29 protein-coding genes and 1 pseudogene are annotated in these 26080 nt (G+C 42.4%); 19 read left to right on the forward strand and 11 right to left on the reverse strand.

Annotation, left to right across the window (positions count from 1 at the left end):
• Positions 1–57 precede the first annotated feature (57 nt).
• The 3 genes from F6K49_RS13505 to F6K49_RS13515 all read left to right on the forward strand — a co-directional run bounded on the left by F6K49_RS13505 (position 58) and on the right by F6K49_RS13515 (position 2714).
• Complete coding sequence (locus F6K49_RS13505; RefSeq protein WP_293097289.1) at positions 58–924, forward strand: ribonuclease HI family protein; 867 nt, start codon at positions 58–60, stop codon at positions 922–924.
• A gap of 525 nt (positions 925–1449) precedes the next feature.
• A complete protein-coding gene (locus tag F6K49_RS13510; protein WP_293028373.1) occupies positions 1450–1959 on the forward strand; it encodes a late competence development ComFB family protein in 510 nt (169 codons plus the stop codon).
• Positions 1960–2258: 299 nt separating this feature from the next.
• The gene (locus tag F6K49_RS13515) at positions 2259–2714 is read left to right on the forward strand and encodes an SRPBCC family protein (protein ID WP_293046102.1); all 456 of its coding nucleotides are present in this window, start codon (positions 2259–2261) and stop codon (positions 2712–2714) included.
• Here the strand turns inward: F6K49_RS13515 and F6K49_RS13520 are convergent.
• Together F6K49_RS13520 and F6K49_RS13525 are read right to left on the reverse strand one after the other, a co-directional pair.
• Entirely contained in the window at positions 2666–2905 is a 240-nt protein-coding gene (locus F6K49_RS13520) for a hypothetical protein (protein WP_293083238.1), read from the reverse strand. The two genes, F6K49_RS13515 and F6K49_RS13520, sit on opposite strands and share 49 nt — an antisense overlap.
• Before the next feature lie 33 nt (positions 2906–2938).
• Complete coding sequence (locus F6K49_RS13525; RefSeq protein WP_293097294.1) at positions 2939–3244, reverse strand: hypothetical protein; 306 nt, start codon at positions 3242–3244, stop codon at positions 2939–2941.
• Positions 3245–3529: 285 nt separating this feature from the next.
• On the opposite strand from F6K49_RS13525, the gene F6K49_RS13530 reads away from it, so the two are divergent.
• The 5 genes from F6K49_RS13530 to F6K49_RS13550 all read left to right on the forward strand — a co-directional run bounded on the left by F6K49_RS13530 (position 3530) and on the right by F6K49_RS13550 (position 8882).
• Positions 3530–3652 (forward strand): hypothetical protein, encoded by a 123-nt coding sequence (locus tag F6K49_RS13530; protein WP_293097298.1) that lies wholly within the window; start codon positions 3530–3532, stop codon positions 3650–3652.
• A gap of 7 nt (positions 3653–3659) precedes the next feature.
• A complete protein-coding gene (locus F6K49_RS13535; protein ID WP_293097301.1) occupies positions 3660–5036 on the forward strand; it encodes an AAA family ATPase in 1377 nt (458 codons plus the stop codon).
• A 146-nt stretch (positions 5037–5182) separates the two neighbouring features.
• Positions 5183–7960, forward strand: a complete 2778-nt coding sequence (locus F6K49_RS13540) for a hypothetical protein (protein WP_293097304.1) — start codon at positions 5183–5185, stop codon at positions 7958–7960.
• Between the two features lie 216 nt (positions 7961–8176).
• Positions 8177–8533 (forward strand): type II toxin-antitoxin system RelE/ParE family toxin, encoded by a 357-nt coding sequence (locus tag F6K49_RS13545; protein WP_364300724.1) that lies wholly within the window; start codon positions 8177–8179, stop codon positions 8531–8533.
• A gap of 19 nt (positions 8534–8552) precedes the next feature.
• Positions 8553–8882, forward strand: coding sequence for a helix-turn-helix transcriptional regulator (locus F6K49_RS13550; RefSeq protein ID WP_293028523.1), 330 nt, complete (start codon positions 8553–8555; stop codon positions 8880–8882).
• A gap of 149 nt (positions 8883–9031) precedes the next feature.
• Here the strand turns inward: F6K49_RS13550 and F6K49_RS13555 are convergent, their stop codons facing one another.
• Both F6K49_RS13555 and F6K49_RS13560 read right to left on the reverse strand, forming a co-directional pair.
• Positions 9032–9388, reverse strand: a complete 357-nt coding sequence (locus F6K49_RS13555; RefSeq protein WP_293028519.1) for a XisI protein — start codon at positions 9386–9388, stop codon at positions 9032–9034.
• A complete protein-coding gene (locus F6K49_RS13560) occupies positions 9379–9789 on the reverse strand; it encodes an element excision factor XisH family protein (RefSeq protein WP_293045226.1) in 411 nt (136 codons plus the stop codon). Before F6K49_RS13560 ends, F6K49_RS13555 begins: the two co-directional genes overlap by 10 nt.
• Positions 9790–9926: 137 nt before the next feature.
• Here F6K49_RS13560 and F6K49_RS13565 point away from each other — a divergent pair, with 137 nt between their 5' ends.
• On the forward strand, positions 9927–10094 hold the full coding sequence (locus tag F6K49_RS13565) for a hypothetical protein (protein ID WP_293097307.1): 168 nt from the start codon (positions 9927–9929) through the stop codon (positions 10092–10094).
• 183 nt (positions 10095–10277) lie between these two features.
• On the opposite strand, the gene F6K49_RS13570 is transcribed toward F6K49_RS13565, so the two are convergent.
• Together F6K49_RS13570 and F6K49_RS13575 are read right to left on the reverse strand one after the other, a co-directional pair.
• Positions 10278–10532: a hypothetical protein gene (locus F6K49_RS13570; protein WP_293045230.1), complete on the reverse strand. Its 255-nt coding sequence runs from the start codon at positions 10530–10532 to the stop codon at positions 10278–10280.
• 305 nt (positions 10533–10837) lie between these two features.
• Positions 10838–11707, reverse strand: a complete 870-nt coding sequence (locus F6K49_RS13575) for a DMT family transporter (protein ID WP_293097310.1) — start codon at positions 11705–11707, stop codon at positions 10838–10840.
• 1170 nt (positions 11708–12877) lie between these two features.
• Between F6K49_RS13575 and F6K49_RS13580 the strand changes: the two genes are divergently transcribed.
• From F6K49_RS13580 to F6K49_RS53350, 3 genes and pseudogenes are all read left to right on the forward strand, one after another.
• Positions 12878–13327, forward strand: a complete 450-nt coding sequence (locus tag F6K49_RS13580; RefSeq protein WP_293045234.1) for a hypothetical protein — start codon at positions 12878–12880, stop codon at positions 13325–13327.
• A gap of 323 nt (positions 13328–13650) precedes the next feature.
• Positions 13651–14688, forward strand: a pseudogene (thiO, locus tag F6K49_RS53345) (glycine oxidase ThiO); the annotation flags it as partial.
• Positions 14689–14907: 219 nt separating this feature from the next.
• The gene (locus tag F6K49_RS53350) at positions 14908–15681 is read left to right on the forward strand and encodes a thiazole synthase (RefSeq protein WP_365940440.1); all 774 of its coding nucleotides are present in this window, start codon (positions 14908–14910) and stop codon (positions 15679–15681) included.
• A gap of 31 nt (positions 15682–15712) precedes the next feature.
• Here the strand turns inward: F6K49_RS53350 and F6K49_RS13590 are convergent, their stop codons facing one another.
• The gene (locus F6K49_RS13590; RefSeq protein ID WP_293028490.1) at positions 15713–15835 is read right to left on the reverse strand and encodes a hypothetical protein; all 123 of its coding nucleotides are present in this window, start codon (positions 15833–15835) and stop codon (positions 15713–15715) included.
• Positions 15836–15965: 130 nt separating this feature from the next.
• On the opposite strand from F6K49_RS13590, the gene F6K49_RS13595 reads away from it, so the two are divergent.
• A complete protein-coding gene (locus F6K49_RS13595; RefSeq protein ID WP_293028487.1) occupies positions 15966–16145 on the forward strand; it encodes a ssl1498 family light-harvesting-like protein in 180 nt (59 codons plus the stop codon).
• Between the two features lie 57 nt (positions 16146–16202).
• Here the strand turns inward: F6K49_RS13595 and F6K49_RS13600 are convergent, their stop codons facing one another.
• Complete coding sequence (locus tag F6K49_RS13600; RefSeq protein ID WP_293028485.1) at positions 16203–17201, reverse strand: tetratricopeptide repeat protein; 999 nt, start codon at positions 17199–17201, stop codon at positions 16203–16205.
• Between the two features lie 204 nt (positions 17202–17405).
• Here F6K49_RS13600 and psbP point away from each other — a divergent pair, with 204 nt between their 5' ends.
• Entirely contained in the window at positions 17406–17945 is a 540-nt protein-coding gene (psbP, locus tag F6K49_RS13605) for a photosystem II reaction center PsbP (protein WP_293028483.1), read from the forward strand.
• A gap of 102 nt (positions 17946–18047) precedes the next feature.
• Here psbP and F6K49_RS13610 read toward each other — a convergent pair whose 3' ends face one another.
• Entirely contained in the window at positions 18048–18215 is a 168-nt protein-coding gene (locus F6K49_RS13610) for a hypothetical protein (protein ID WP_293048285.1), read from the reverse strand.
• A 20-nt stretch (positions 18216–18235) separates the two neighbouring features.
• On the opposite strand from F6K49_RS13610, the gene F6K49_RS13615 reads away from it, so the two are divergent.
• The 4 genes from F6K49_RS13615 to F6K49_RS13630 all read left to right on the forward strand — a co-directional run bounded on the left by F6K49_RS13615 (position 18236) and on the right by F6K49_RS13630 (position 23015).
• Positions 18236–18841, forward strand: coding sequence for a nucleoside triphosphate pyrophosphatase (locus F6K49_RS13615; protein WP_293097316.1), 606 nt, complete (start codon positions 18236–18238; stop codon positions 18839–18841).
• Between the two features lie 20 nt (positions 18842–18861).
• Entirely contained in the window at positions 18862–19503 is a 642-nt protein-coding gene (locus F6K49_RS13620; RefSeq protein WP_293097319.1) for a hypothetical protein, read from the forward strand.
• Between the two features lie 358 nt (positions 19504–19861).
• Positions 19862–21973 carry a hypothetical protein gene (locus tag F6K49_RS13625; RefSeq protein ID WP_293097322.1) on the forward strand — a complete coding sequence of 704 codons (2112 nt, stop codon included), beginning with the start codon at positions 19862–19864 and terminating at the stop codon, positions 21971–21973.
• A 151-nt stretch (positions 21974–22124) separates the two neighbouring features.
• A complete protein-coding gene (locus F6K49_RS13630) occupies positions 22125–23015 on the forward strand; it encodes a hypothetical protein (RefSeq protein WP_293030154.1) in 891 nt (296 codons plus the stop codon).
• 47 nt (positions 23016–23062) lie between these two features.
• Here the strand turns inward: F6K49_RS13630 and F6K49_RS13635 are convergent, their stop codons facing one another.
• On the reverse strand, positions 23063–24214 hold the full coding sequence (locus F6K49_RS13635) for an aspartate carbamoyltransferase catalytic subunit (protein ID WP_293030157.1): 1152 nt from the start codon (positions 24212–24214) through the stop codon (positions 23063–23065).
• Positions 24215–24578: 364 nt separating this feature from the next.
• Complete coding sequence (locus F6K49_RS13640) at positions 24579–25799, reverse strand: transposase (RefSeq protein WP_293097327.1); 1221 nt, start codon at positions 25797–25799, stop codon at positions 24579–24581.
• 81 nt (positions 25800–25880) lie between these two features.
• On the opposite strand from F6K49_RS13640, the gene F6K49_RS13645 reads away from it, so the two are divergent.
• Positions 25881–26021 carry a CopG family transcriptional regulator gene (locus F6K49_RS13645; protein WP_293097330.1) on the forward strand — a complete coding sequence of 47 codons (141 nt, stop codon included), beginning with the start codon at positions 25881–25883 and terminating at the stop codon, positions 26019–26021.
• Positions 26022–26080: the final 59 nt, after the last annotated feature.

The following is a 26080-nucleotide window of genomic DNA, read 5'->3' on the forward strand; positions in this document are numbered from 1 at the left end:
GAGGCATTTTGCGATGCTCTGTAGGAGCCGCTGGGTGAACGCAAAAGCGAATATTATATGAACAACCAATCAGTCAACTTAACAGCTAAGAAGACTAACAGCAAGCTTACTATCCTATTTGATGGGGGGTCTCGTGGGAATCCTGGCATAGCTGGTGCTGCTGCTGTTATTAAACAACCGGGAGCTAAAACCATTAGCGTTAGTCAATTTTTTCCTCATGCTACCAACAATGAGGCCGAATATACCGGAGCCATTCTTGGGTTAGAGAAAGCCTTAGAAATCGGTGCTGGGCAGGTAGTGCTAAAAGGAGATTCTCAACTGGTTATCAATCAGCTTAAAGGTACCTGGAGAGTTAAAACACCCCACTTACGACCCTTATGGACCAAGGCTAAGTCATTGCTAAATCAGTTTGACTCTGTTCAATTGGAGTGGATTCCCCGAGCACAGAATTCAGAAGCCGATGCCGTTGCGAATCAGGCTATGGATCAACGCAAAGGGGTTAACGCTGTAAGAAAGAAAGCAACTGAGTTGCCCAAGGTTCAACCTTCTTTACCAAAACTTGCTGATCAGTTCTCTGAGTTGCCCAAGGCTAAACCTGTACCAAAACTTGCTAACCAGATCTCTGAGCTGATTGCCCTCGGAAAAAATGCTAAATTTAAAGATTTCCTTAATTTAAAAAGTGGTCGGGATGAGTTTACTAGCAAGCGATTCCCCACCCTAAAGGAAATGGTACCTAGTCCTGTTCAAGATGCGATCGCATCGGCTATGGCTGATGCCGATGAATCTACCTTAGCCAGGGTATACCGCTGGTATCTCAGAGGATTACCGGTAGACCTAGCAATTAGAAAAGTCCAGGTCGATTTAGAAGTATCTGAAAATATTATCCAGCGTCGTCAAAAAAATCAACAAACCTTTGAATTATAACACATGATTATCCCTCTAGCAATCCTAGGGAATTTGTAACAAGTAAAAACTTTGATCAACCCCTCAGTACTTAGTAATTAGGACTAGATTTATACAAAATGCGACTGGTTCAGAATTAGGATTGCGATCGCAACCGTGGCTTTTGCCTGTGATCTATATCATAGGCGGAAAGCAAAAGATGAGTTACTATTGTGGGTACCAGATTTGGGTAGCAGATGTGGGTACCAGAGTCACCTGGCCAGGTGTAGGGTTAAGCTCAAACCAAAAAAAATACTAAAGAGCTATTGTTGAGAGTTCCTGACAGGATAAATAAAAGCTATCTATAAGTGCTTCACTACAGTAGTAGAAGCTCAGAGCTAATCCAACAGGAGTTCAATAAATTGGTTACTCAGAAACGGTGACCCCAACTAGGGGATTTGACGATCTGGTGCTTGGGTAGGCAGAACAAAATGTCTTTCACCTTGCCATCTTTGATCTTGCCACTCGTCAAAGACTTTTTATTTATTGCAATAAATTGGTTAAGTCATGGAAGCACATCGATTACATCAAGCAATCAACTATCAAAATGTCATGGAAATCTTAGTGGCTCAGGAAATAGAGCTTCAAAAGTCTCGACTTTCCCCAAAGCTAGCTAAGTATATAAACCAGGTAGAAGTGGCTACCTACGCCCTCAATCGTTTACCACCTCTGTATGCTTCCTGTGAAGAGGGGAGGCGTCAGCAGCAGTTAAAGGGACACAAAAAACTAAGGCAGCAGATTACCACTACTGTGCGTCAAGCCTTTGCTGCGGTGCAACGAGACCCGATCAGGCTTTCTACACCAATTAGACCAGAAGAAGAAACTGAATCTCTAGCCGCTAAACTGGCTCTGCAAGAAATCCGGGAATTACTCAAAAATCAGGAAATAACATGGTATAACCTGGTCAGTATTGTCAGGCAAACCCTGATTCGAGCAACTCAGGTCAGAAAAAATCGGCAAAAAGAGCAGTCAAGAGACCCAATTTATGGTTGGAATGACTCTGGTTACCAGCTCTAACTTTGCGATCGCGTAGCGTGACCTACGGTCAATCGCGTAGCGTGACCTACGGTCAATCGCGTTTACAGCTTTACCTATTAATAAGTTAACAGGTTGACCGGTTGATCAGTTGAAGGTTGACAAGTTGAAGGTTGACCGGTTGATAAGTTGAAGGTTGACAGGCTATAGTCTCCAAACCAGCGTTTTATATTTATTGATAACTTGTAGATATAAGGTACACAGGATTTTTTCCCTCTTACCTCCTCCCTGCTCCCTAAAACCCAAGACGAAACTACCTAACCCAATTTAAAACTGCTATAATGCTGCACTTTAACTATTCTACTGTGATCAATGCACCAGTTGACATAGTTTGGAACTTTCATGAGCGAGATGATATTCTCGACCTGCTCACTCCACCCTGGCAACCAATCCAGGTGATCCGTCGTGAGGGAGGTTTAGGGATTGGAGCAGTTTCGGAATTTCGGATTTTTGTTGGTCTAATTCCCTTACAATGGAATGCTGTTCATACCGAGTATGAGCAATACCGACTCTTTAGTGATCAACAAAAAGAAGGACCCTTTGACTATTGGGTTCATCGCCATCAATTTATTCCAGAAGACCAGAAAACTCGGCTAACTGATTCCATTGAATTTGCTTTACCAGGAGGAGCGTTAGTGGAAGAAATGTTTGGTTGGTTAGTAACGCTGCAATTAGAGCAAATGTTTCGCTATCGCCATGAGGTAACCCAACGAGAATGTTCTAAGTTGGTGAATTGAAAGGTAAACATTTTATAAAAGTAGGGAACAGGGAACAGGGAACAGGGAACAGTAAATGTTGCGTAGGGTGCGTTAGTAACGCACCACCGGATCAAACAGCTTTTAGGAGATGCACCCGGCAATAGGCAATAGGCAATAGGCAAGAAAGTATATAGGGATTTTACCACTACCATTAATACAAATCTCCCCATCTCCCCATCTCCCCATCTCCCTATCTCCCCACACTAATCCCCTGTTTCATCTAACAACTTCTCCATCATTTCCTCTAATTCTTCCTGTGAATCCTTGGCGAATTGGACACTAGTAATAGTCCCCAAAACTCCCCCCGATGCGGTCAGGCTTGCTTCCGACACTTTGTTACTATAAAACAATCCGACACCAAATAAAGTCATCAACGCGGATGCAGCAGTTACACCAAGAGCAAGGTTGTAACTATGTCTTACTTGTCGTAATAATTCCCGGATGATTTCTTCTTTGATATTACGGTAGTCATCGTTATTTTGTGGCTTCTTAGAAAAACTAAACGTCATTGTTGCTCTCCTCAATCTTCTATCGTTGGCTGCTGATATTCGTATCCTATTCAGAGGAAACTATCTACAGCAAGGGCAGATGGGTTGAGTTGATGTTAGGCTTTGCCCTATTGCTGTAATCAGACTTACGAAGTTAGTCGGTTTTGCCCCCCTGCCCCCCAATTTTGGGGGGTAATCAAGTCAAAGTCCCCCAGAATTGGGGGATTTAGGGGGCGTTGCGTAAGTCCTGTGTAAAATAGATTAGGGCAAATAGGTTAATCAAGAAAAACCTATCTGCCCTAGTTGGTGAAATTCCCAGTAACCACGAGTTACATAACTCCCGACTCCCGACTCCCTACTCCCGACTCCCTACTCCCGACTCCCTACTCCCGACTCCCGACTCCCGACTCCCGACTCCCGACTCCCTAAAATCAAAATGCTCGAATCTGACAAAGTGCGATCGAGTCAGCAAGGTAAAGCCAGACTCAAACAAGCTTACAAAGACGCTAGACTAACTCAAGAGAAACTAGCACAGCAAGCCCGTGTCTCTGTGGATACCGTTAAGCGCTTGCTTGGCACTAAAGATTGTCCCCATGGAGTGGAACGATGGGCAGTTAGAAATATTTGTAACGTTCTAAAGATTAAACCAACTGATATCGTTGACAAAAAAGACTGGGAGCCTCAACAGCAGTTACCACCAGAGTTTGAACAACTTATTCAAGACAAAACTGACTTATTTTGCGGACGTCAGTTTGTCTTTAAGGCTATTGAAGACTTTTTCAGCAACACTACTCATGGCTACTTTACTGTTATTGGTGATGCTGGGATGGGTAAAAGCGCCATTGCTGCTAAATATGTATTAGATAATCCAGACGCTATTTGTTTTTTTAATAGTCGTGCTGAGGGCATGAATCGTCCAGAATTATTCCTAAGGAAAATCCGTCAACAATTGATCACCCGTTACCAGTTGTCAGATGCTCAAGATGCTGATTTATCAACCTTGTTGGCTAAGGTTAGAGAAAACTTATCTGCCGGTGAACGGTTGGTGATTGTTGTAGATGCTTTAGATGAAGTTGACCAAGAGGGAGCTGGTAATCTTTTATACTTACCGACTATTTTGCCAGACCGTGTTTATTTTATCCTGACCAGAAGACCCTATAATCTGAATCAGAAAAGGCTGCAGCTATCCCCCGCTACACCAAGCCAAGAATTGGATTTAAGGAAAAAGTCTCAACAAAGCCATCGAGATGTAAAAGAGTATATTTCGCAATTGCTGGAACATGGGGAGTATAAACAGGGTTTGAGTCAGTGGATTAAGCAGCAACCTTCCCTCTCTAATCAGGAATTTGTAGAACAAATTGCCGTAAAAAGCGAAAATAACTTTATGTATTTGCGCTGTGTGTTGCCAGCCATAGCCGATGGATTTTATAATGATAAACCTTTGAATGAATTACCCGTAGGCTTACAAGGCTATTATGAAAACCATTGGCAGTTGATGGGGATGACAACCAAGCCTTTACCTAGAGATAAAATTAAAATTGTTTATGTGATGTGTGCCTTAAGTAGTCCGGCTTCTCGTCAAACAATTGCCAACTATTCTAAGCAAGATGAATTCACAGTGCAGGAAGTGCTTGATGGATGGCAGCAATTTTTACAAAAACAAGAAAACTATCAACCACCACGTTATCGATTTTATCACGAAAGTTTCCGAGATTTTTTGCATCGACAGGATATTGTTCAAGTAGCAGGCGTGATGTTACCTAATATTAGTGCTGAAATTGCGGATAATATGACAGAAGGGCTGGAGTTATGAGTTTTGTAGGGTGCGTTAGGGGCGGTCGCTCTAATTTTCCGCCTCTTCGTGCTTGGTTTTGACAGCCAGCCCGAAAATTGTAACGGGCAAGATGCCCATTCCACCTACCGAGTCAAGCAGCAAAAGTGAGATATACCGCTTAAATTATGAGTAATCTTCGCAGTTGTTTAGAAAAAAAGTCACCAGAAGAAATAGAGCATTTCTTGGGTGATCTTCCGCGTTTGTGGTTAGAAAGTGATAAACTTAATGAATTATGTCTTTTGTTGAGTAATTATGAGTTTATCGAAGCCAAAATTACTCATCCTCAATTTGGCGTCAAGGCACTGATTGAAGATTATGATTTGATTGATGATATAGACGTATCTCATCCAGATTACAGCGAGCAAACGATAACATCACTGAAGTTAATTCAGGGAGCCTTGCGACTATCAACACATATCTTAATTCAAGATCCAACCCAATTAGCAGGGCAACTGTCAGGGCGTTTAGTAGATTTTGATACCCCAGACATTCAACGATTATTACAACAGATACCGCAAACTAATACCACTTGTTTGCGTAGCCTGAGAGCTACCTTAAATCCCCCTAATGGACCCTTACTATCTACCCTAAGTGGTCATGGTGACTCCGTAAATGCAGTTGCTGTCACACCAGATGGCACCAAGGTAATTTCTGGTTCATCGGATCACACGGTTAAAGTGTGGGATTTGAATACAGGTGCAGAAATTAGAACATTAACAGGTCATACTTCTCCAGTAAATGCTGTAGCGGTTACTCCTGATGGCACCAGGGTAATTTCTGGTGCCTCTGATAATACGGTTAGGGTCTGGAATTTAGCAACAGGTAAAGAAATACTGAGATTTAATGGTCATAGTCTCCCTGTAGTTGCTGTAGCGGTTACTCCTGATGGCAAGGAAGTGGTTTCAGCATCAATTGCAAACTATGACTCTATCAAAGTCTGGGATTTGGAAACTGGGCAAGAAGAGTTAACCCTAAAAGGTCATAGAGACATAGTGAGAACTGTTGCGATTACCTGTGATAATCGCGTAATTTCTGGTTCAGATGATAGAACTATTAAAATTTGGAATTTAGAAAGCGGTAAAATGCTTTACGAACTTATTTATAAATCTTATTATTCATTATATAAAGTAGATGCAATCGCAGTTAATTCTGATGCTAATATACTGATTGCTGGCTGTGAGCTAATAACTCAAAATTATAATAGTAGGATCTCTACTATTATAATGTGGGATCTAAAAACAAATAAGGTGATCAAAGAATTTGAAAAAAAAAGTGAAAATATTAATTGGTATTATCAACATAGAAATCTGATAGTTTCTCTTGCCTTTACGCCTGATGAGAAACGAATTATTTCTGCTTCATTAGACAAAAATATAAAAGTATGGGATACAAAATCTGGGCAAGAATTTTTCACTTTGAATGGTCATAATGAATCAATCTATGCTATCACAATTACTCCGGATGGTAAAACGTTAATTTCTGCTTCCAAGGACAAAACACTCAAAGTCTGGAATTTAGAATCAGTAGAAAAATATAGTAAAGTTATATATGATAATAAATCCGTAAATGATGTAATAATTACTCCTGATAGTAAGCAAGCTATTTTTAGTTTAACCTCTAACCTTGTTACAGTTTATAATTTAGCAAAAATTAAACCATTTTTTAGATTATCGACTGATAAACGCAAAGCTCAAAACAAATATTTTTTAGATAAAATTAACAATATATTTATATGGACAATAACTATAAATATGATGATATCTGCTATAATAGTCATAATGATACTTTTTCTTTATGTGCCGTTATCTATTATTACAATTAATTTTCATTTTCTTAGCTTTTTTGTTAAACCTTTTAAAGATTATTTTAAAAAATCTAAGTACATCAAAAATTTAAAATATACCAATAAATCAGAGCTCGAATCAGAGCTCGAATCAGATATAAAATCAACTCCGTATTTAAACAATAAAAAAATTATTGCTATAGGTTTTACGCAAACTAAAAAGCTAATTTGTGTGAATAAGAATAATTTGCTACTATATTCTTATCATTTTTTAACTGCCTGGGATTTAAAGAGAAAAACTCATAGTTTTGATTTACGAACTACTTCGCAATGGTTATTTTCAGTTTTAGGCTTCTTAATATTTATTGCTAGTCTATCGTTTTTAGTATTTTCTTGGGAAAGATTTTTTATATATTTATTACCATTACCGTGGTTATGTAAAATATTGATTTACTTGGTATTATCTGTAATTCTAATACTAGTATCATGCTTAGTATTCGTGTTTTATGATTCTCTAACAACTATATCAATCACGCCAGATGGCAACCATGTAATTTCTGGTTCAACTAACAGCAATATTAATGTTTGGCATCTCCAAACCCAAAAATTACGTTTTGTCCTCAAAGGTCATCACCAGGAGATAACTAGTTTAGCTATCACCCCAGATGGTAAGTATTTGGTTTCTGGCTCCAAGGATAAAACAATCAAAATTTGGAATCTAGAAACTAGAAAGCAATGTTTCACCCTGATAGGTCATATCGATTCAGTCAATACTCTCGCCGTAACCCCTGATGGTAAGTACGTCGTGTCTGGCTCCAAGGATAATACTATCAAAATTTGGGATTTGGAAAAGCGAGAGGAAATCTTTACCTTTACAGGTCATACGGATACGATAAATCGGGTCAAGGTAACATCCAACGGTAAGCTAGTGATTTCTGCATCGTCCGATAAAACACTCCAAGTGTGGGATTTCGAGACTAGGGAAGTTATTGCTAAGTTTACTGGAGAAAGTGCTATCAACTGTTGTGCCGTTGCACCGGATGATGTCACCATTGTCGCAGGGGATGAAGGGGGAAATATGCATTTTCTGCGGTTGGAGGGAGTGGGGAGTAGGGAGTAGGGAGTAGGGAGTAGGGAGTAGGGAGTAGTAATAATAGTTGATTCTTTGTTGATGCAGTCGCTCATGAATGTTGCTAGGTACTATAGGGAAAAGTGTTCTGTCAATTTCTTTTGCTTAAGGGAGATCAAGCTAATGCCAGAATCGTCTCTGCCAATAGGGTTTACCCACAAAAAAGTCAACAAGAGCAACTTTACGATCTAGATGCCAAATGTCAACATGGGAGATGAATTACTGAAAAATCTTATTTGGGTGGGACCTTCAAAAAAGGAACTGTTAGGGTTTCCTGAAGATGTCATCGATGAAGTTGGTTACATTCTCTATCGGGTTCAAAAAAACAAAAATCATCCTCATATTAAACCTTTGAAAGGATTAAATGGAGTGTTAGAAATTGTCACCGATTATAAAACAGATACTTACAGAACAGTATATGCTGTCAAACTTGGGAATACTATATATGTTCTCCACGCCTTTAAAAAAAAGTCAAAAACAGGTATTAAAACCCCAAAGCAGACTATGAATTTAATTAAAGAACGCCTAAAACAAGCACAAGATATTGCTAAACAACAAGATTAATAGCACCAAGGATAAAATAATGCCAGATTATACTGTAAGCTCAGGTAACATTTTTGCAGATTTAGGATTTATTAATGCTGAAGAAAAGTTGGCTAAGGTTAAACTAGCTTCACTCATTTACGATCTGATTGATGAAAGACAACTGACTGATTCAGATGTAGCTATGATTTTAAAAATTGAGCCTCCTCAATTCATGGATTTAAAAAATGGTCGCTTGCAAGGGTTTTCCTTGGAAAAGCTATTATTTTTTTTGGTAGCATTAGGTCAAACTATTGAAATTAGCGTCAGTCCAAAACCCGAAACTGTATCTAGTGGGAAGATACAAGTAATCCGTCAATCTTATGCTTGAATGTAACCGTTGAAGGGGTAAGTGACTGTTGGGCTCCCGACTCCCGACTCCCTAAAAAAAATCGGTCAAGCGCGTAGCGCATTAGCTGACAGCTGACAGCTGATAGCACCTCAAGTAGCGTGCGCGTAGCGCATATGCTTACGATTAGATTAATTAACAATCCCTTCACCTATACCAAAACCAGTATACTGGCGTACTTCAGGTTCATGAAAAGCTAAAATAATATCCTGTTTTGGAACTCCCATTTCCACTAATCGGTTGGCAAGTCCTTCTTCGGTGCCGTCATGCTGAATCCAAATTTTTCCACCCTTGATATCAACATGTAAAATACAGCCAAAATCACGTTTATTGCCACGCCAACCAACATAGAGCAGTTGGTAGTGATCCTGCTCTGTATCAAAGACAGTCTGAACCTCGTACTCTGGTGCAATTGTTTGCCGTGAAGCCCGTTGAGCACGTTCGGAAAGAAGATGTCGAATATACTGGCGATATTGCTCTACAGCCATTGAACAATTACCTCCTGTTTCACATCATAAATTAGTAATCTAATCTGATAACGATCAACTGCTGCCATGATGAAGCATCGCTGGAAAAAACTCTCATAAATTGGCTCTCGCACAGCCAAATAAAGCTGGCGATTGGCTTCCATCCTTGCCAGTGCATCTCGGTAGTTGAGGAATTGCCCCAATGCCATATGAAAGTCCGAAACCTTGGATGGGCTGATAAAACTTTTGACTTCAACAGCAATTTTATGATTTTTTCGTTCTGCTGCTAATAGTTTTTCCGCTCCTAAATCAATATCAAAATAGACATCATCGATCCTAATTTCGTAAGGGTCTGCCGTAATCGTCCAGTTGTCTTTTTCTAAAGCAGTTCTAACAACAAAATGAAACCGATCTTTGACCATATCAACCTTCTCAGCATAGATCCTTTAACCCCGTCTACGTTAATTTAATAAACCTAGGGATATTGCAGTCTCTCCCTGCTGATTCGCACTTGTCTTGCACTCCTTCAGACATATCAGACTATTTAGAGGGCACTACATTGTATTGTATATTATACGAATCCCTTTGTACCTCATGGGAAACAGAATTGCTATATTTGGCCTACCGACTCCCGATTCCCGACTTCCTAAAAAAAATCGGTCAAGTTTGGTTAAACCCAATTCTTGACCGCATTCAAGTTTTGAATATGCCACAAGAACAGCTTTAGCTGTACTTATATGATAACAACTCCAAATCGACTATGACATTGTTGTTGAATTACTCAGCAACTACTGGAAACCAACAACATCCCAACTCATACTGCTTCATCCTGCTTCACAAAACAATTTTCGCAACATAACCCTCACGATTCCTGTGGGCCAGGGATTTTCATCCCTGGCAAATTCCTATCCTAGTCTACATAAAAGTATCGAATGAAAAACGTCATCACCTGACCAGGTTTTCCGGTAGGCTCCGGAGTGCTCCATTCGTCCGGGTGTGCATACTTAAGGGCATACACCGCATTAATGGTATTGCGAACCTGTTCAGGAGTACCGACCAAGACGTGCTTGGCTTTTTTGCACTTACGGCATTGGTCACCAGAGTTTTCTGGGGAATTAGGATTGTTGAGATTGTCATCTGAGTTGGGATTAATGTTGTTAGTCATTTGGAGTTCCGTGTTTGAACTAGGTATAATATTAATATATTAATTTATTGACTAATTGTCAAGGGGTTTGGGAATTTTTTTTTATTAATAAATAAGGAATCGGGAATCGGGAATCGGGAATCGGAACCCACCCCTAACCCCTCCCAGGAGGGGAACGGGAATCGGGAATCGGGAATCGGGAATAAATTAATCGTAGGGTGGGCAGTGGTTCAGACGGATAATATCAGGTTGTAATAGATTTAATCGGCACTGCCCACCCTACATCTGCTCCGAAGTCCCTGCTCCCTTTTCCCTAAAACCCAATCCTAATGTCCCGATAAACTAATCAGTAAAACTCCCAATACCATAATTGCTGCTCCAGTTGCTCTTTCCTGAATTCCCGGTTCTTTAAAAATTAGACATCCTAAGATTACACTAATTAAAGCACTCATGCGTTTAACAGCAATCACGTGGCTAACAAAGGTCATTTCGAGAGCTGTCATTTGGCACAAAATTGCTCCAGCCTGAAAGAAACCAATAGGAACTATAGACAGTAAGTATTTTGGAATTTGGTTTAATTTACCTCTTGATTTATACAGCATAATCACTCCCATACCTGTAGCAATAAAGGTATGCAGTGCAATTGCCAAAAATATTGGTGAAGAATTTTGTACCCCCACCTTATCAAGGTTGGACGTAATACTAAAAATTACAGCTGCGGTTAACATTAACTTAGGACCTCGTTGCTTCAGTAGCCCTTTAAAAGGGGCGAGGTAACCGTTTCTTTTTTCTTTCAAATTCAAGCTATAAGACCCAAGTACAATCATCATAATCCCTACCATATCTAAGGGGGTAGGATATTCTCCAACAATGATTGGGGATGTCACTAATAAAAATAACGGGGTGAAGGTCACAAAGGGAACGGTAATGGATAAGTCAGAGCGACTCAATGCTTGGATATACAAGCTCATGGCCACCACATTCAGAGACCCTCCTACCATTAATGCTAAGCCAAAATCTCGGCCTAGTTCGGGAATTTCAATAACAAAAAGGAGGGGGAGTAAAACCGGCAAAGAAAAAAAGAATAACGCCCAAGAAACAATGTAAGCATCAACATTTTTGAGCCCTCTCTTACTGGTCAAATCCTTGCCAGAAGCAAAAAGAGCTGTTAGACTAGCGAATATCAACCAAAGCATAGTAGTGCTAACGTGTAGTTTAGTCAGAATAGAGATAATGAGTGAATGACGGGAGCATGTCAATTTTGTTAATCCCTGATTCAGATCCCCCATTATCCCCCTTAAAAAGGGTTAATTGTGAATCTAATTCCCCCTTAAAAAGGGTTAATTGTGAATCTAATTCCCCCTTAAAAAGGGTTAATTGTGAATCTAATTCCCCCTTAAAAAGGGTTAATTGTGAATCTAATTCCCCCTTAAAAAGGGTTAATTGTGAATCTAATTCCCCCCTTATTTAAGGGGGGCTAGGGGGGATCTATGTACATAATTACAAAGGTGACATGCTACCGAGAATGACAGACTTAACTAGCCTAGCTTAAGACATAAGTTAAGGCATAAGTTAAGCTATAGTTAAATTCCGGGTGGTTAACTGTTGACTGTTGACTGTTGACTGTTGACTGTTACCCGTCACTAAGCAACCCTAGAAAAGTAGATAAGTTAACTAAAACAGTTACTAAAACAGTTAACTGCATATCAGCAGAAGCAGTTAGCGATTAAGCATTCAGCCGTCAGCCGTCAGCCGTCAGCTAAAAGCTCACGCGTGCGCGTTCAGCTTAAAAAAAATTTCAAGTCTGGGGAAAAGCCCTTGGCCGTTGGCCACGCTACGGGAACAGCGTGGCACAGCCTTCGACGCTATGACGTAACTCAGCATTATTCGAATGGTTACCTTTTTTATTCAAAAGCTGTTAGGTTTAGCTTTCCCATAACCCATAACCCATCAGCTGATAGCTGATAGCTGAATGCTTACGTTAGCGATCGCACTGACGCAGTTAGCTTTTAAATCATCATTTGTTAACCCTATATCCCCATCAGTCCTAACAGAATGTAAGCTAAGGCACATTTAGCAATGGTTAACTAGTGCTTAACTAATGGTGGAGGGTTGGAGCAGCTAGATGGGTAAAGGGGATAGGGTCAAAGCGATGTAGTCGGCCAAAGGGGGAAACCCCCACTCGCCCTTTGCATCAAGACAATGAACAATTTTATTTTATAGTGACCTCCGGAGAACTCAACTGGTATATTATGGGCGGGTGTGTTCACCGAAAAGGGCACATCTGTAAATTCCCTACTTCGACACACAGGTATTAAGTCATGCAAACACAATTCTTGATATCGAATCAGAGTATGAACAAATATATGAGGTTAACTACCAAATTATTAGTCCTGGTTGCTCTCCTAGGAGCAGTTAGTGCTTGTAAGGGTCGCCAAATCGAAGAGGCTCCCCAGAGTGCAAATCAAGTAGAACCACTTCCTGAACCTGAGGAACAAAAGGCTTCTCGCTTTAACATTCCCTTCTTTAATCTGGGTAGGAACCAGGATGAGGCAACACCAACTGATCCAGAAGTGTCAGAAGACCCATCAATTACAGAAGGGGAAGCACTGAGTATTCAACCAGAGCAACCGTTCGAACAAGCACAGGCAAATACAACTAATACCTTTGCCGAGCCAGAGGAGGATACTGTTGCTCAAGGAACTACCGTGATCAGTGAGTCTAGTGCTCCAGCGAGTACAGCAAGCTCAGCAACTACAGGAAGTTCTGGTACAGTAGTATACGAAGATAATGACCCCATACCAGCTCTATGGTAAAGGGCAGCACCTGTAGTTGTTTAAAAGGTTGGGGAAGAGATTAGGGATTGGGGATTAGGGGATGGGTGAAAAGGAGAAAGGATGAAAAATAAAGGATGAAAAATAAAGGTTGAAGTAGAAAGCATGAACAATAAAGGTTGAAGGAAGAAATGGGTTTATCGGACTTAAGGTTGACTAAAAACGTTATCCACAACCTACGAGTTACACTTCCCACTTCCCACTTCATACTTAATAGTTCATTGATACTTCCTCCTTAATAGTTCATCCTTGATACTTCATCCTTGATACTTTCCCCAATCCCTAGTCTCCACTCTCCTTAACCTATGAAAGCAGCAAGTGACATTCTGATTATTGGCGGTGGCATTATCGGTTTAGCGATCGCTGTAGAACTGAAGCGGCGTGGGGCAACAGTAACTGTTGTCACCCGCAATTTCCAAGAAGGTGCCACCCTAGCTGCAGCGGGAATGTTGGCACCCTTCTCAGAAGCGCTCCCCATCGGTCCCATGCTAGATTTGGGCCTGTGGTCCCACTCACTGTATCCTCAATGGTGTACCAAACTGGAACAGATGACTGGTGTGGCAACGGGCTATTGGCCCTGTGGCTTTTTAGCACCGGTCTATGAAGGGGCACCAGGAAATCAGCAACAGCAGGTCAGCAACAAAACCGGAGTTGCTGACTGGTTAGATAAAGATACGATTCATTGCTATCAATCAGGTTTAAGCTCAGAAGTGGTTGGTGGTTGGTGGTACCCAGAAGATGCTCAGGTGGTCCCCCAAGCACTCAGTAAAGCCCTGCGACTGGCTGCCCAAGAATGGGGAGTAGACCTACGTGAAGGCATAGCTGTGGAGGCAATTCAGCAACACAATCGCTTAGTCTCTGGGATTAGAACCTCCGCAGGGGAACTCCATGCAGACCATTATGTCCTAGCAACTGGAGCCTGGTCTAATCAACTATTGCCCTTGCCAGTGGCTCCAAAAAAAGGTCAGATGCTGTCAGTAAAAGCCACTAAAAATTATCAACACCCCTTGCCACTACAGCGAGTGTTATTCAGCTCTGAGGTTTATCTAGTCCCCCGTCGAGATGGACGAATTTTGATTGGTGCAACAGTAGAGGATGTAGGTTGGCAGCCTGACAACACTACTGCTGGAATTAACCGTTTGTTAAAATCAGCTATCCGGCTATATCCGGAAATTCAACACTGCTCGATTCATGAGTGTTGGTGGGGATTTCGACCAACCACACCTGACCAATTACCAATTCTTGGCACTAGTCCATGCCAAAACCTGAGCTTGGCTACTGGTCACTATCGCTACGGTATTTTGCTGGCTCCGGTGACCGCTTTGTTGCTGGCTGACCTGATTGAGAAGCAAAAGTCTGACCCATTGTTAGATCAATTTCGATACGACCGACCTTACCATCAACCAGCCTCAAATCAAAGCATTCCTAATCTTAGTCCTAATCTTAGTCATAATCTCAGTGTATCTAGTAACTCCTCCTCAACACCAGTGCTGCACTATAATTCTGCTACGGTCCGGGACTCTCACTCTGACAATGGGACGGAACCACCGGATTTACTAACCATTGCGGGAAAAACCTTTCGGTCTCGTCTGATGACTGGCACAGGTAAGTATGACTCTCAACAGGTAATGGCTAAAAGTATTGCGGCTAGTGGCAGTGAAATTGTAACGGTGGCCGTGCGTCGGGTACAAACTAAAGCACCAGGACACGAAGGGCTAGCGGAATCCCTGGATTGGACGAAACTGTGGATGTTACCCAATACCGCAGGCTGTAAAACGGCGGAAGAAGCGGTGCGAGTGGCACGGCTTGGTCGGGAAATGGCGAAGCTATTGGGTCAAGAAGACAATAATTTTGTGAAACTGGAAGTGATTCCTGATCCTAAGTATTTACTCCCTGACCCCATTGGTACTCTAGAGGCAGCAGAGCAACTGGTAAAAGAAGGGTTTGCCGTTTTGCCCTATATTAATGCGGATCCCTTATTAGCCAAACGCCTAGAAGAGGTAGGATGTGCGACGGTGATGCCTTTGGGTTCACCCATTGGTTCGGGACAGGGCATCAAGAATGCTGCCAATATTGAAATCATCATTGAGGAAGCTGGAGTTCCGGTGGTGGTAGATGCTGGCATAGGTAGCCCCAGTGAAGCCACCTATGCCATGGAGTTAGGGGCAGATGCTTTATTGATTAATAGTGCGATCGCATTAGCAGGTAATCCTGTCATGATGGCAAAAGCGATGGGAATGGCCACCGAAGCTGGTCGTCTGGCTTACCTAGCTGGTCGTATTCCAGTTAAAAACTATGCTAGTGCTAGCTCACCCCTCACTGGTACCATTACCTAGCTGATCTAGCAGTTCTCAATTAGGTGAGGTACTACGCCCTTGGGGTTGCGCGGGAGTAGGGAGTAGGGAGTAGGGAGTAGGGAGTAGTAAAAAAACCTGTGTACCTGATGATTCTGAGAACTGCTATAAATACATATATCAAATAATTTGTCAAGGTCTAGGACTGGATTAACACTTTAACGTAACAAATCAAGCTGATCAGGAAAACTGAAGAGTAGTTATACCAATTTTTGTTACATTCTTTGTTACATTTATATATATAAAGTAAAAAAAGGTTGTAATCAATGCCATATACAGTAGAAGACGGCGGACGTTTGAACAATTTTGCTAAAGAGCCAAAAGTGTACCAGGCAGAGCCACCCACTGCAGCAGAAAAGCGCAACTACCTGATCTTGGGTGTAACAGCTCTGATTTTAGTAAGTGGCTTGATCTTTGTGGCTTTTTCAGCCTCTGGTGTGAGCTAGGTACTGCACAGAAGAAAGCTGTTGAAAAGCCAATTCAGTTCAAGCGTCCGGTCGCCATTAAAGCTTTTTGATGGCTTCCATCGCTTCTTGGTAATTTTCAGTTCTGCCTTGTTCTTGGAATAAATCAGCCGCTTTTTTGAAATCCTGAATCGCTTCCTCAACCTTATTGAGGTCAAGGCTTGCTAGACCCCGTTTATAAAACGCATCGGCAAAAGTGGGTTCAATTTTTAGAGTTTCTGTGTAATCAGCTACAGCAGCTTGATACTGTTTGAGCTTACTACGAGTTAAACCACGCTGGTAGTAAGCCATAGCATTTTTAGGATTAATCGACACAGCTCGATCGTAATCGGCAATTGCTTGGAAATAGTTCTCTATTTCAGAGTAGGCATTACCTCGACTGAGATAAACCGTATCATTATCGGGTGTCAGAGTAATAGCCTTGGAAAAATCAGCGATCGCTTCGATGTACTTCTTTTGCACAAAATAGGCATAGCCACGGTTGCTATAGGCTTCACCATAGTCGGTTTTAATCTTGATAGCAGCAGTGTAGTTATCAATCGCTTCTTGATAATTCCCCTGAATGTGGTGGACGTAGCCAAGATTGTAGTTGATATCAGGGTCATAGGGTTCCAGCTGCAAAGCCTGTTTGAAATCTGCCATTGCCTCTCGATAATTACCATTATCTAGTTGATCCACGCCCCGGTTGTAGAATTCCACAGCACTCATTCGGGGTATAGTCCTCACAGGCAATTCCGTATTAAAAGGGTCTTTCTCAACAGTGGGTTTTTCAGAATTGGCTGGCTGGGAAGGTTTGGCTTCAGAATCAGCCGGTTTTTCTTGGGAAGGTTGGGCTTGAGTATTAGCTGGTGGCTCTTCGGCAGGTTGGGCTTGAGTATTAGTTGGCTCTTTCTCAGAGGTCGGCTCTTGATTATCTGGCTCAGATCGGATAATCACTGGCACTGGAATTGGCGGCTGCTGAGCATAGACAGTTGCGGTAAAGCCAGTCAGTATTGTGGCAATTCCTAGACTAGAGATAGTTCGATAAGTTGGTTTCATGATTTTCCTTACAAAGCCTGATGATTTCCAGAATTGTTACCGTGTGCAGTTGTCTAAAATCGCTCTATTAGCTTGACTTCACTATCTATCACACATCTGGTGAGTGTCCAACCGGTAACAGAAAATACATAGAGGCAAGTACGATTAGTTAAAGATGAGACAATTAAGCAGCTGAGTTGACGTTCAATAGAGATGCTCAAAGAGATGCTCAAGAAAATTGCACCACTACTGCTGCTAGTGTTGAGTCTGGCTATACATGGCTGCACAACTGGTGCCAGTGGTCTACAAAGCTATGTAGACAGCCTTAAAGGTTATCAGTTTTTGTATCCCAACGGTTGGGTCCCTATCCAAGTGACTGATGGACCGGATGTAGTGTTCCACGATCTTATCGAAAGCACCGAAAATGTTAGTATGGTGATTAGCCCAGTGCCGGAAGGCAAGACCCTTGCTGATTTAGGTACACCCTCAGAAGTGGGGTATCAGCTGCAAAAAAATGCCTTTGCTCCTCCCGATTCTGGTCGCACAGCCGAGTTGGTTAATGCTGAAGCTCGTGAGGTAGCAGACAAGACTTATTACCTTTTAGAATACAACGTCCAACTTCCCAGCCAAGAACGGCACAACCTCGCCAGTGTGGTGGTCAACCGTGGCAAGCTCTACACCTTCAATGCTTCCACGACCGAACGACGCTGGGGTAAAATGAAAAATTTGTTGCAGACAGTGGTTAAGTCATTTTCAGTGAACTAGTAAACAGTTGAAGGTTACAGGTTGTTTGGTTGAAGGTTACAGGTTGTTTGGTTGAAGGTTACAGGTTGTTTGGTTGAAGGTTACAGGTTGTTTGGTTGAAGGTTACAGGTTGTTTGGTTGAAGGTTACAGGTTGTTTGGTTGTTTAGTTGTTCGCCAAAGGCGTGCTGATCAGGTACAGTCTTTTTTGACGCTGATTTCCGTGAAACCCTCTTGCCTCTTGCCTCTTGCCTCTTGCCTCTTGCCTTAAAAGCATAAGCAATGTCGCTCAAACGTTTCTGAAAATTGCTATATGGATGTGCCGACTTTTGTATTAGCTTCAGCTTCTAGTGCTCGCAGACGATTGTTGCAAACTGCTGGTATTGAACCGGTGGTCTGCCAAAGCAATTTTGACGAATCTCAAGTGCAGCATCCGGAGCCAGCAACCTTAGTGCAGATTCTAGCTGAACAAAAAGCAAAAACTGTTGCTGATCAATTTAGCGACGCTCTGGTATTAGGCTGTGATTCTGTATTGAGTATGGAGGGTGGGATTTATGGCAAACCTCCTAACCCATCTGAAGCAATCGCTCGTTGGCAACAGATGCGAGGGACTACTGGAGAACTCTATACAGGTCATGCTTTAATTGACTTATCTCGGAACAAAACCATAGTGCGCTGTGGTGTAACGCGAGTTTATTTTGCCAATGTAAGCGATCGCGCTATAAAAGCCTATGTTGCTACTGGCGAACCCCTTAAATGTGCTGGTGCCTTTGCTTTGGAAGGTAGAGGGGGACTCTTCGTTGACAAAATCGAAGGCTGTCATAGTAATGTTATCGGTCTGAGCTTACCCCTGCTCCATCGAATGTTACAGGAACTAGGATATGAAGTTACCGATTTTTGGCTAAGAACTAACAACTAATAACTAAAAACTAATAACGGGTGGATCTCCTAAAAAGCTGTTTGACCCGGTGGTTGGAACCGGCATCTTGGTGGAAGCAGCATCTTGGTGGAACGGGCATCTTGGTGGAACCGGCATATTGGTGGAACCGGCATCTTGGTGGAACCGGCATCTTGCCGGTTATCAATATTCCCAGACGGACTATCCCAACCCTGGCGACCGATAAAATGATTGCGAGCCCGTCTTATCACGCACCGTACCCAACTAAGGCAACAAAATCCATGACCACTAAAGACGACTTTAAACAACAAATCAAGGCAGGTAACATTAGGGATGCTCTGACCCTATCCCTAGGTGAAGCAGTGGAGTTAGAAATTACGACTTGGGTATCCTCATCTAGCCCAGCTCCTCATTCCTCAGCGGAGCTAGACCAGCCAACCTCTGATTGCCAAATGCGTACTAGCATGAATATTGTTGATGGTGAAATCAACAACGAAGTTGGTTCAGAGTTTATGGGCAATGGACCTTACACTGAACTGAAGCAATTTCACCTAGAGCAGGTAAAACAAGGACGCCAGACTATTCAGCAAAATTTGGAAAATTTGCAACAACTGTTTACGGTTCTGAGTACTACCATGGGTCGGCTACCTCAAGGCTCTGCTCTCGGTACTGATAGTGGCTAAGCGTCTATCTTCCAAAAAAGGGAATACTATTTAACACTAAAAAAAATATAAATATTATTGATTTGATCTGCTACTTCCGTGACAGACAAAGTGTTCAGCAGTAATGGGCGCTGCTAAGTTGCTCAACTCGTTATCATCTGATATAAATTTCACCTAAATAATTTAATTAACCGAGTGTTTGTTGACGGTTGACGGTTGGGTGTTCACAGTCACCGAAAAACTCTCAACAACAGCTATATCCTTTAAAGAATCCTACCACTACAACCCAAGGGTGGACGTGGTAATATCAAAAATTCTTCATAATAAGTCAATCTAAACTAAGTTAGAAAACTACCCTAATAAGCGCGAGTGTACTATTATGGCTCCTAGAGATGACTTTAGACAATACCTTAAGACAGGGAACATTAAAGAGGCTCTTGTCCTAGCCCTGAGCGAAGCAGTTGATTTGAAAATTACCACCTGGGTAGCCGACACCAATGCTGATTTAGATGCAGCCCAGGCAAAACCTGGTCATCGTATGTGTACCCGCATTGATACCATTAACGGTGCCATCGACAATGAAGTGGGGGACCAGTTTATCGGCAATGGTCGCTATAGAGAACTGCGGCAATTTCACAATGATCAGGTGGCTCAAGGCAATCAAATTATTCAGAGCAACATCAAGAGTCTGCATAAGCTCTTTGAAGTTCTACTCACTCTAGGTTACCCAACTAGCACTACTGGGGTTATAGAGCCTGAATCCCCTAGGGTTGAAACCCATTTATTGCCAAGCACAGAACCAGTTACTGAAACCCGAGTAGCCATAGAGTCAGTAGAGTCAGTAGAGTCAGTAGAGTCAGTAGAGTCAGTAGAGTCACATACAGAGCATCGTCTCGATACAGTTACTACAGCGGTTTTGGGGACTGGATTGGCAGCAGCAGCCGTTGCCTCTGCCTCGGAGTTAGTAGCAGAACCTCCCCCAGCCGAAGTAGAACCGACTCAGACAGCACCAGAGACACCCCCAACAATCTTTGGTGACCTTGAGTCAGTAACAGCTCCTACCCCAGGGAACATTGATGATTCATTGGTTAATCCCTACACCGTAACTGAGCCGATCATCAAACCTGGATTGGTCGATGAAGTAGTCGATGAAGTAGTTTCTGAGGCTGGCTTGTTTCCAGAGATTACTGAGAGTAATGAATTGCCAGAAACTACTGACTTGGAACAGGAAGAAGCAATAGCAAACTTCCTAGAGGATAGGTGGTCAGAAACTGAGTCAGTTTTGGTACCTCCACCCCCCATTGAAGAGGAAACAGACATTGCTCCTGACTTTCTACCAGATACCGCACCAGAAGTGGAGTCAGTCTTGGTAACTCCACCCCCGATTGAAGAGGAAACAGATGCTAGTATTGACTTGCTACCGGATACGGCACCAGAAGTGGAGTCAATCTTGGTACCTCCACCTCCGGTTCTAGAAGAAATCCAGGCTAGTCCTGACACTTTCCTAGAAACTGAGCCTGAACTACTAGAAGTACCCTCCGCAGAACTGGAATCCTCACTGATGCCATCGACAGATAGCACCCAGGCATTAGAAGCGGAAACTGAACAGGACGATTGGGATGACTCGATGTGGGAATTACTGGAGTCGCCTGATCACGAGCTAACTGACCAAGACGTTTCAGATGCAGAAATTGATCAACAATGGCAAGAATTCGTTGAAGAACAATCGGAATCTCAGTTCAAGCCATCCGATGCAGTGGATAATCAAAATTGGGAACTCCTGACATTAGAAGATTTGGAGTTAACGCCCTCATCACCAGAACCCACAACTGAAGCTTCAAACCAGGAATTAGAAGAGGAATGGGGTGATCTGTTTGAAGAAGATACACAACAGATTGATGCAGATCCTAACCTCTTCAGCCTAGAATCATTGGAGCTAGAAGAAAATGAGGATTGGGATGATTGGATGTTGGAACAACCGGAGCACTCATCACTAGAATTGACAACTCCTGAGATAGATTCATTGGATGTCTCTGAGGATAATGAGTGGGATGAACTAACGAAAAACGCGAATCCGTTCACTGCACCAAGCAATCTCAATGGATCAGCAACAGATTTAGAACTTGATGAAGACTGGGATGATTTCCCAACTGATGAACTGGAATCTTATCCATCTCTAGGAAATAGCTTGGAGCTATCGGCACCTTCGGAAAATCCAGATACTTCAGAACTGACAAATAAGCTAACTGATGACCATAACTTTAATCAGGATCAATCTCAAGAGTTAGATCCGTTTCTAGAAATCTCTGATATCACCGATCAATCACAGCAGGCATCTGAAGAACTCATGGAAGATTTGTTTGACTTTCCTGTGGCACAACAGAATGAATCTGAGCCGATCAAACTTGATGATGATAATTGGTCTAGCCTGGAAGAGTCACTATTTATCAAGAAACCACGTAAAAAAGAGGATTCATCTGGGCGTAATTAGCTTTTTCTGGTGCTAAAGGATAAGCAGTAAGCTTTGCCTGAGACTTCGCCCGTGGCATACACAGATTGCCCTAGGTCGATTTTGATTCCATAGAGGAGTCGAAATCGAGCATTCCTCCACCTATATTTAGGGTAGTTCATATATCATTACCATGGCCGTGACCAAGACCAGAAACCTTAAGCAACCAGCAACTACTGATGCAATATCACCTTTAAAACGAGGTGGGCTTGACCTTGGCGAATTTAATTCGCCACGGGTCGCACCTGATGTTACCTCTAGATTAGGTCAAACCCTTGATGAATTTTATGGCTCTTTGGGGGATGTCTTGATTGACATCACAGCCTTAGAAGTTAACACCATGGTAGTGGAGGAAATTAAGGGAGATAAATTTATCCCCTGGGAAACCTACCGGGATATTTACCCGATCTCAGCAGACTATCTAGAGCAACAGGGAATTCATCAGTCTTTACGCGATCGCTACCTTGAGTTACGTAAAACCTTGGAACTAGAGTACACCGTGCTTTTGAGTGATCCCAATTCACCCTTGTATGATCCCACTGTTCTAGAGCAGGCTAGAGGAGGCCAAGAAATCCTCACCGATCCCACAGTAGAACTGCACCAAATTAACACCCGACTACCAAACCCTACTAAAACCAGCAGTTCTGAGGAAATGCTTCAAGCGCAACAGATTCTTAAGAACAATCGTTTCTTGCGTTGTTTGCGTAAGCTCAGTGAACTGAAAGCAGCACTGGATAGTCGAAATCAGGCATTGCTAAAAACTAATTCACACCAACGGGCAAATGTCAAGTCAATCAATGATTTAATTTGCGCCCAAACTGTGATTCAACTAGATGGTGATGTAATCAACCGCTATGCTCAGGAAATTGTTAACCATCCTGATCGAGATTTGATTCTACACATCCACAAGCAAGGAGTCACTGCTAGTCAACAGCAGTGGAGAGGATTGCTAGAATTTATTTTGGGTTTGGTACAGGCGTCAGTTAGATCGGGTAATGGTCAAGGTTTACCTTGGCGTAATTGATGTATTCTAAGACCAAAGTAAAGATTCTAGTTTGCTGATTCTAACCCTTAGAACTTACCACTACCGATTAAGTAAAGCAACGCCATCCTAACCGCAACTCCACTAGTCACCTGTTGAGGAATTAAGCTAATATCGGGATCATCCATCAGCTCAGAACTAATTTCAACGCCTCTGTTAACTGGACCAGGATGGAGAATGTGAACGTTGGGTTGGCAAAGTTGGAGGCGCTCCCGGGTAATCCCATAACGCTGATGATATTCTCTCAAACTAGGCAACAAATGATTCGTCATACGTTCTTTTTGCAGCCGCAAGGTCATTACAAAGTCAGCATCTTTTAGTGCTGGTTCAATCTCCCAGTGAACATAGAGCTTAGGATGGGTAATTGGTAACTGTTGCGTAGAGGTAAGGGAATGGCTGGCTTGACTTGTGATCGGTACCGTTGCTTCTACAATCACAGGGGTTTCGGTGTACTGCCGCTGTTGACCAAGGCTAGACTTAGCCCATAACTGTTGCTGTTGCTTTTGCCTAGGTTGTTGGAGACGAGTACTACTGTATTCAGCAAATAATTGCGGAAGTAGGGTAGGTGGTCCAGCGAGATGAACCTCTGCCCCTGTCGCAAGCAGACTCCAGATATTGGAACGGGCAACTCGTGAGTGCAAAATATCTCCAACAATGGTAATCTTTTTTCCAGCAAGCAGTTCTATCCGGGGATTATCCCAGTCTAAGCAAGAACAAATTGTAAACAAATCCAGCAATCCTTGAGAAGGATGTTCATGTTGACCATCACCAGCGTTAAGTACACTTACCTGGACACCGAGTCGATTCATCTCAGTAGCAATAATTTGAGGAACTCCCGCCTGCCGATGGCGAATCACCATCATATTAGTTCCCATTGCCAGGTAAGTCTTCGCTGTATCAAGAATCGTTTCGCCCTTGCTTAAGGAAGATGTTCCTGGTGCAAAGTTTAGGATATCAGCAGAAAGACGCTTAGCCGCTAGTTCAAAACTGCTACGAGTACGGGTGGATGGTTCAAAAAACAAATTCGCAACCACGTGACCCTGTAGTGCAGGTACCTTTTTGGTGCGTCGGGAAAGTACCTCCCGAAAGCTAGCGGCAGTTTGTAACACTGTATTGTATTCATCTGGCGTAAAATCAGCCAGGGCAAGAATATGGCGGCGAGTCCAGGTGGCATTTGCCATAGAAGTCGTCAAGCAATTCAATAACTTAGTTTTGCTGCTCCTAACAGCTTTGAGAATTTCTGACACCCAGGAAACCCTAGATATCGATTAAGGTTAGCAGGTCGAGCAGTATTACCTACTTGGTATTATTGAGCCCCAACACCTAAGATAACCTCAGCGCAAACCTGTGTTAAGCAAAAAAGCTGGTTTAATGTTCGGACAACACCGATTTGTGAACAGGCCATGACCGATTGGTGGAAGTTTTACCAATGACTAATTACTAACGACAAAACCCAACAGACCATTTTCAAATTAATTTGAGGGGTATAACCCGTCATGCCAACTATTCAATAGTATGATCTAGTGACATACTCCCGACGCTGCCCTAACGGGACAGCGCGGGCTTCTTACCAAAACCACCTAACAGTTCGGTTACTCGGTAAGCTTTATTGCTGACGGGATGCCCCACCGCCAAATTTAATATATTAATTGCCGCGTTCACATCCCTGTCAGTCACATAACCACAATGAGGACAACAATGAATGCGGTCTTTTAACTTCTTTGGAACCTTTTTCCCGCAATTAGAACAGTTTTGGCTAGTGTTACGAGGATTTACTGCCTTCGTGATCAGTCCAGCATTCTCGGCTTTGACTGATAAGATCGACAGAAATTGACCCCAACCAGCATCCAAAACTGATTTTGCCATTTTAGTTTTGGCTAAACCTTTTATATTAAGCTTCTCGTGAGCGACTAGGTCGTGGTTGTCTAGCAACTCTTTGGCCGCTTTGAAATGAAAATCTTTCCTAGTATCGGCAACCTTTTTATGGGCTTTACCAAGTTTAATGACAGCCTTTTTTCTGTTGTTACTACCTTTCTTAGACCTACTGACAGCTTTCTGGATTTTCTTGAGCTGCTTTTGAGCTTTCCGATAGTACTGGGGAATGGGTACCTCTGTACCATCAGACTTTACCAAGAAAGACTTGAGACCCATATCTATACCGATGGGATTAGTAACTTTGTCTACTGGTATAACATCCGGAACAGAATCGTCCTGGATTGACAATGTAACGTAATAACCATCGGCCTTCCGAGTTATGGTAGCTGTTTTAATCTTGAACCCATCAGGTATAGGTCGGTGATAGATCATCTTAACTTGCCCAAATTTAGGGAGCGTCAAGATCTTGCCATTTATGGGAGTTTTTGATAGAGACGGAAAAGTGAAGGATTTATACCTGTTTTTGCTTTTAAACCTTGGTCTTCCGCTCTTCTTGCCATTGTTGTCACCCTTCAAAAATCGCGCTATCGCCAGGTCTACTCTTTTGACGCAATCTTGCAAAACATGGGCATGAATTTCCTTGTACCAAGGTCTATCTTTCTTTAATTGAGGCAGAGTCCTCTTTTGAGAAAAATAGTCAGGATTATTTCTTAGTTCAGGTAAGTGACAAACCAGAAGACAGGAATTAACAGAACAGCGATTTTGTTCATACCAATTGAATCTATCCGCCAATAGATAGTTGTATTGATGGCGCAGCATGTCCAACCACTTTTCTATCTTAGTAACCTGGGATTTCGTCAACCTTAACCGGTACTGGTATGCTGATCTCATTTTTTTGTCTTCCTGTTTATCGACCTATCATTATGGTAACATGTGGGTATCCATATGACAACCCATAATAGCAAAAAAAATATGAAAGATAAAAAGTTGATAGTCAGAGTAACCGACTTTGAAAAACGACAATTGAAACAGGAAGCCGACAGAAGGGGAATGACTCCCTCCGAATTGGTCAGGAGTTTCATAGCTCGTCTCCCTGTACCTAAGGAGTCCTAGTTGGTGACTCCGTTTCACGCTCGTCACCGGGCTATCCTTCCTAGAGACGAAACCTGATT

The sequence above is a fragment of the Moorena sp. SIO3I6 genome (assembly GCF_010672095.1).

What these genes read in the sequence shown, in the direction of transcription:
- F6K49_RS13505 (WP_293097289.1), top strand. Translation starts at nt 58, where the DNA reads ATGAACAACCAATCAGTCAACTTAACAGCTAAGAAGACTAACAGCAAG.
- F6K49_RS13510 (WP_293028373.1), top strand. Translation starts at nt 1,450, where the DNA reads ATGGAAGCACATCGATTACATCAAGCAATCAACTATCAAAATGTCATG.
- F6K49_RS13515 (WP_293046102.1), top strand. Translation starts at nt 2,259, where the DNA reads ATGCTGCACTTTAACTATTCTACTGTGATCAATGCACCAGTTGACATA.
- F6K49_RS13520 (WP_293083238.1), bottom strand. Translation starts at nt 2,905, where the DNA reads ATGGGGAGATTTGTATTAATGGTAGTGGTAAAATCCCTATATACTTTC.
- F6K49_RS13525 (WP_293097294.1), bottom strand. Translation starts at nt 3,244, where the DNA reads ATGACGTTTAGTTTTTCTAAGAAGCCACAAAATAACGATGACTACCGT.
- F6K49_RS13535 (WP_293097301.1), top strand. Translation starts at nt 3,660, where the DNA reads ATGCTCGAATCTGACAAAGTGCGATCGAGTCAGCAAGGTAAAGCCAGA.
- F6K49_RS13540 (WP_293097304.1), top strand. Translation starts at nt 5,183, where the DNA reads ATGAGTAATCTTCGCAGTTGTTTAGAAAAAAAGTCACCAGAAGAAATA.
- F6K49_RS13545 (WP_364300724.1), top strand. Translation starts at nt 8,177, where the DNA reads ATGGGAGATGAATTACTGAAAAATCTTATTTGGGTGGGACCTTCAAAA.
- F6K49_RS13550 (WP_293028523.1), top strand. Translation starts at nt 8,553, where the DNA reads ATGCCAGATTATACTGTAAGCTCAGGTAACATTTTTGCAGATTTAGGA.
- F6K49_RS13555 (WP_293028519.1), bottom strand. Translation starts at nt 9,388, where the DNA reads ATGGCTGTAGAGCAATATCGCCAGTATATTCGACATCTTCTTTCCGAA.
- F6K49_RS13560 (WP_293045226.1), bottom strand. Translation starts at nt 9,789, where the DNA reads ATGGTCAAAGATCGGTTTCATTTTGTTGTTAGAACTGCTTTAGAAAAA.
- F6K49_RS13570 (WP_293045230.1), bottom strand. Translation starts at nt 10,532, where the DNA reads ATGACTAACAACATTAATCCCAACTCAGATGACAATCTCAACAATCCT.
- F6K49_RS13575 (WP_293097310.1), bottom strand. Translation starts at nt 11,707, where the DNA reads ATGCTTTGGTTGATATTCGCTAGTCTAACAGCTCTTTTTGCTTCTGGC.
- F6K49_RS13580 (WP_293045234.1), top strand. Translation starts at nt 12,878, where the DNA reads ATGAGGTTAACTACCAAATTATTAGTCCTGGTTGCTCTCCTAGGAGCA.
- F6K49_RS13595 (WP_293028487.1), top strand. Translation starts at nt 15,966, where the DNA reads ATGCCATATACAGTAGAAGACGGCGGACGTTTGAACAATTTTGCTAAA.
- F6K49_RS13600 (WP_293028485.1), bottom strand. Translation starts at nt 17,201, where the DNA reads ATGAAACCAACTTATCGAACTATCTCTAGTCTAGGAATTGCCACAATA.
- psbP (WP_293028483.1), top strand. Translation starts at nt 17,406, where the DNA reads ATGCTCAAGAAAATTGCACCACTACTGCTGCTAGTGTTGAGTCTGGCT.
- F6K49_RS13615 (WP_293097316.1), top strand. Translation starts at nt 18,236, where the DNA reads ATGGATGTGCCGACTTTTGTATTAGCTTCAGCTTCTAGTGCTCGCAGA.
- F6K49_RS13625 (WP_293097322.1), top strand. Translation starts at nt 19,862, where the DNA reads ATGGCTCCTAGAGATGACTTTAGACAATACCTTAAGACAGGGAACATT.
- F6K49_RS13630 (WP_293030154.1), top strand. Translation starts at nt 22,125, where the DNA reads ATGGCCGTGACCAAGACCAGAAACCTTAAGCAACCAGCAACTACTGAT.
- F6K49_RS13635 (WP_293030157.1), bottom strand. Translation starts at nt 24,214, where the DNA reads ATGGCAAATGCCACCTGGACTCGCCGCCATATTCTTGCCCTGGCTGAT.
- F6K49_RS13640 (WP_293097327.1), bottom strand. Translation starts at nt 25,799, where the DNA reads ATGAGATCAGCATACCAGTACCGGTTAAGGTTGACGAAATCCCAGGTT.
- F6K49_RS13645 (WP_293097330.1), top strand. Translation starts at nt 25,881, where the DNA reads ATGAAAGATAAAAAGTTGATAGTCAGAGTAACCGACTTTGAAAAACGA.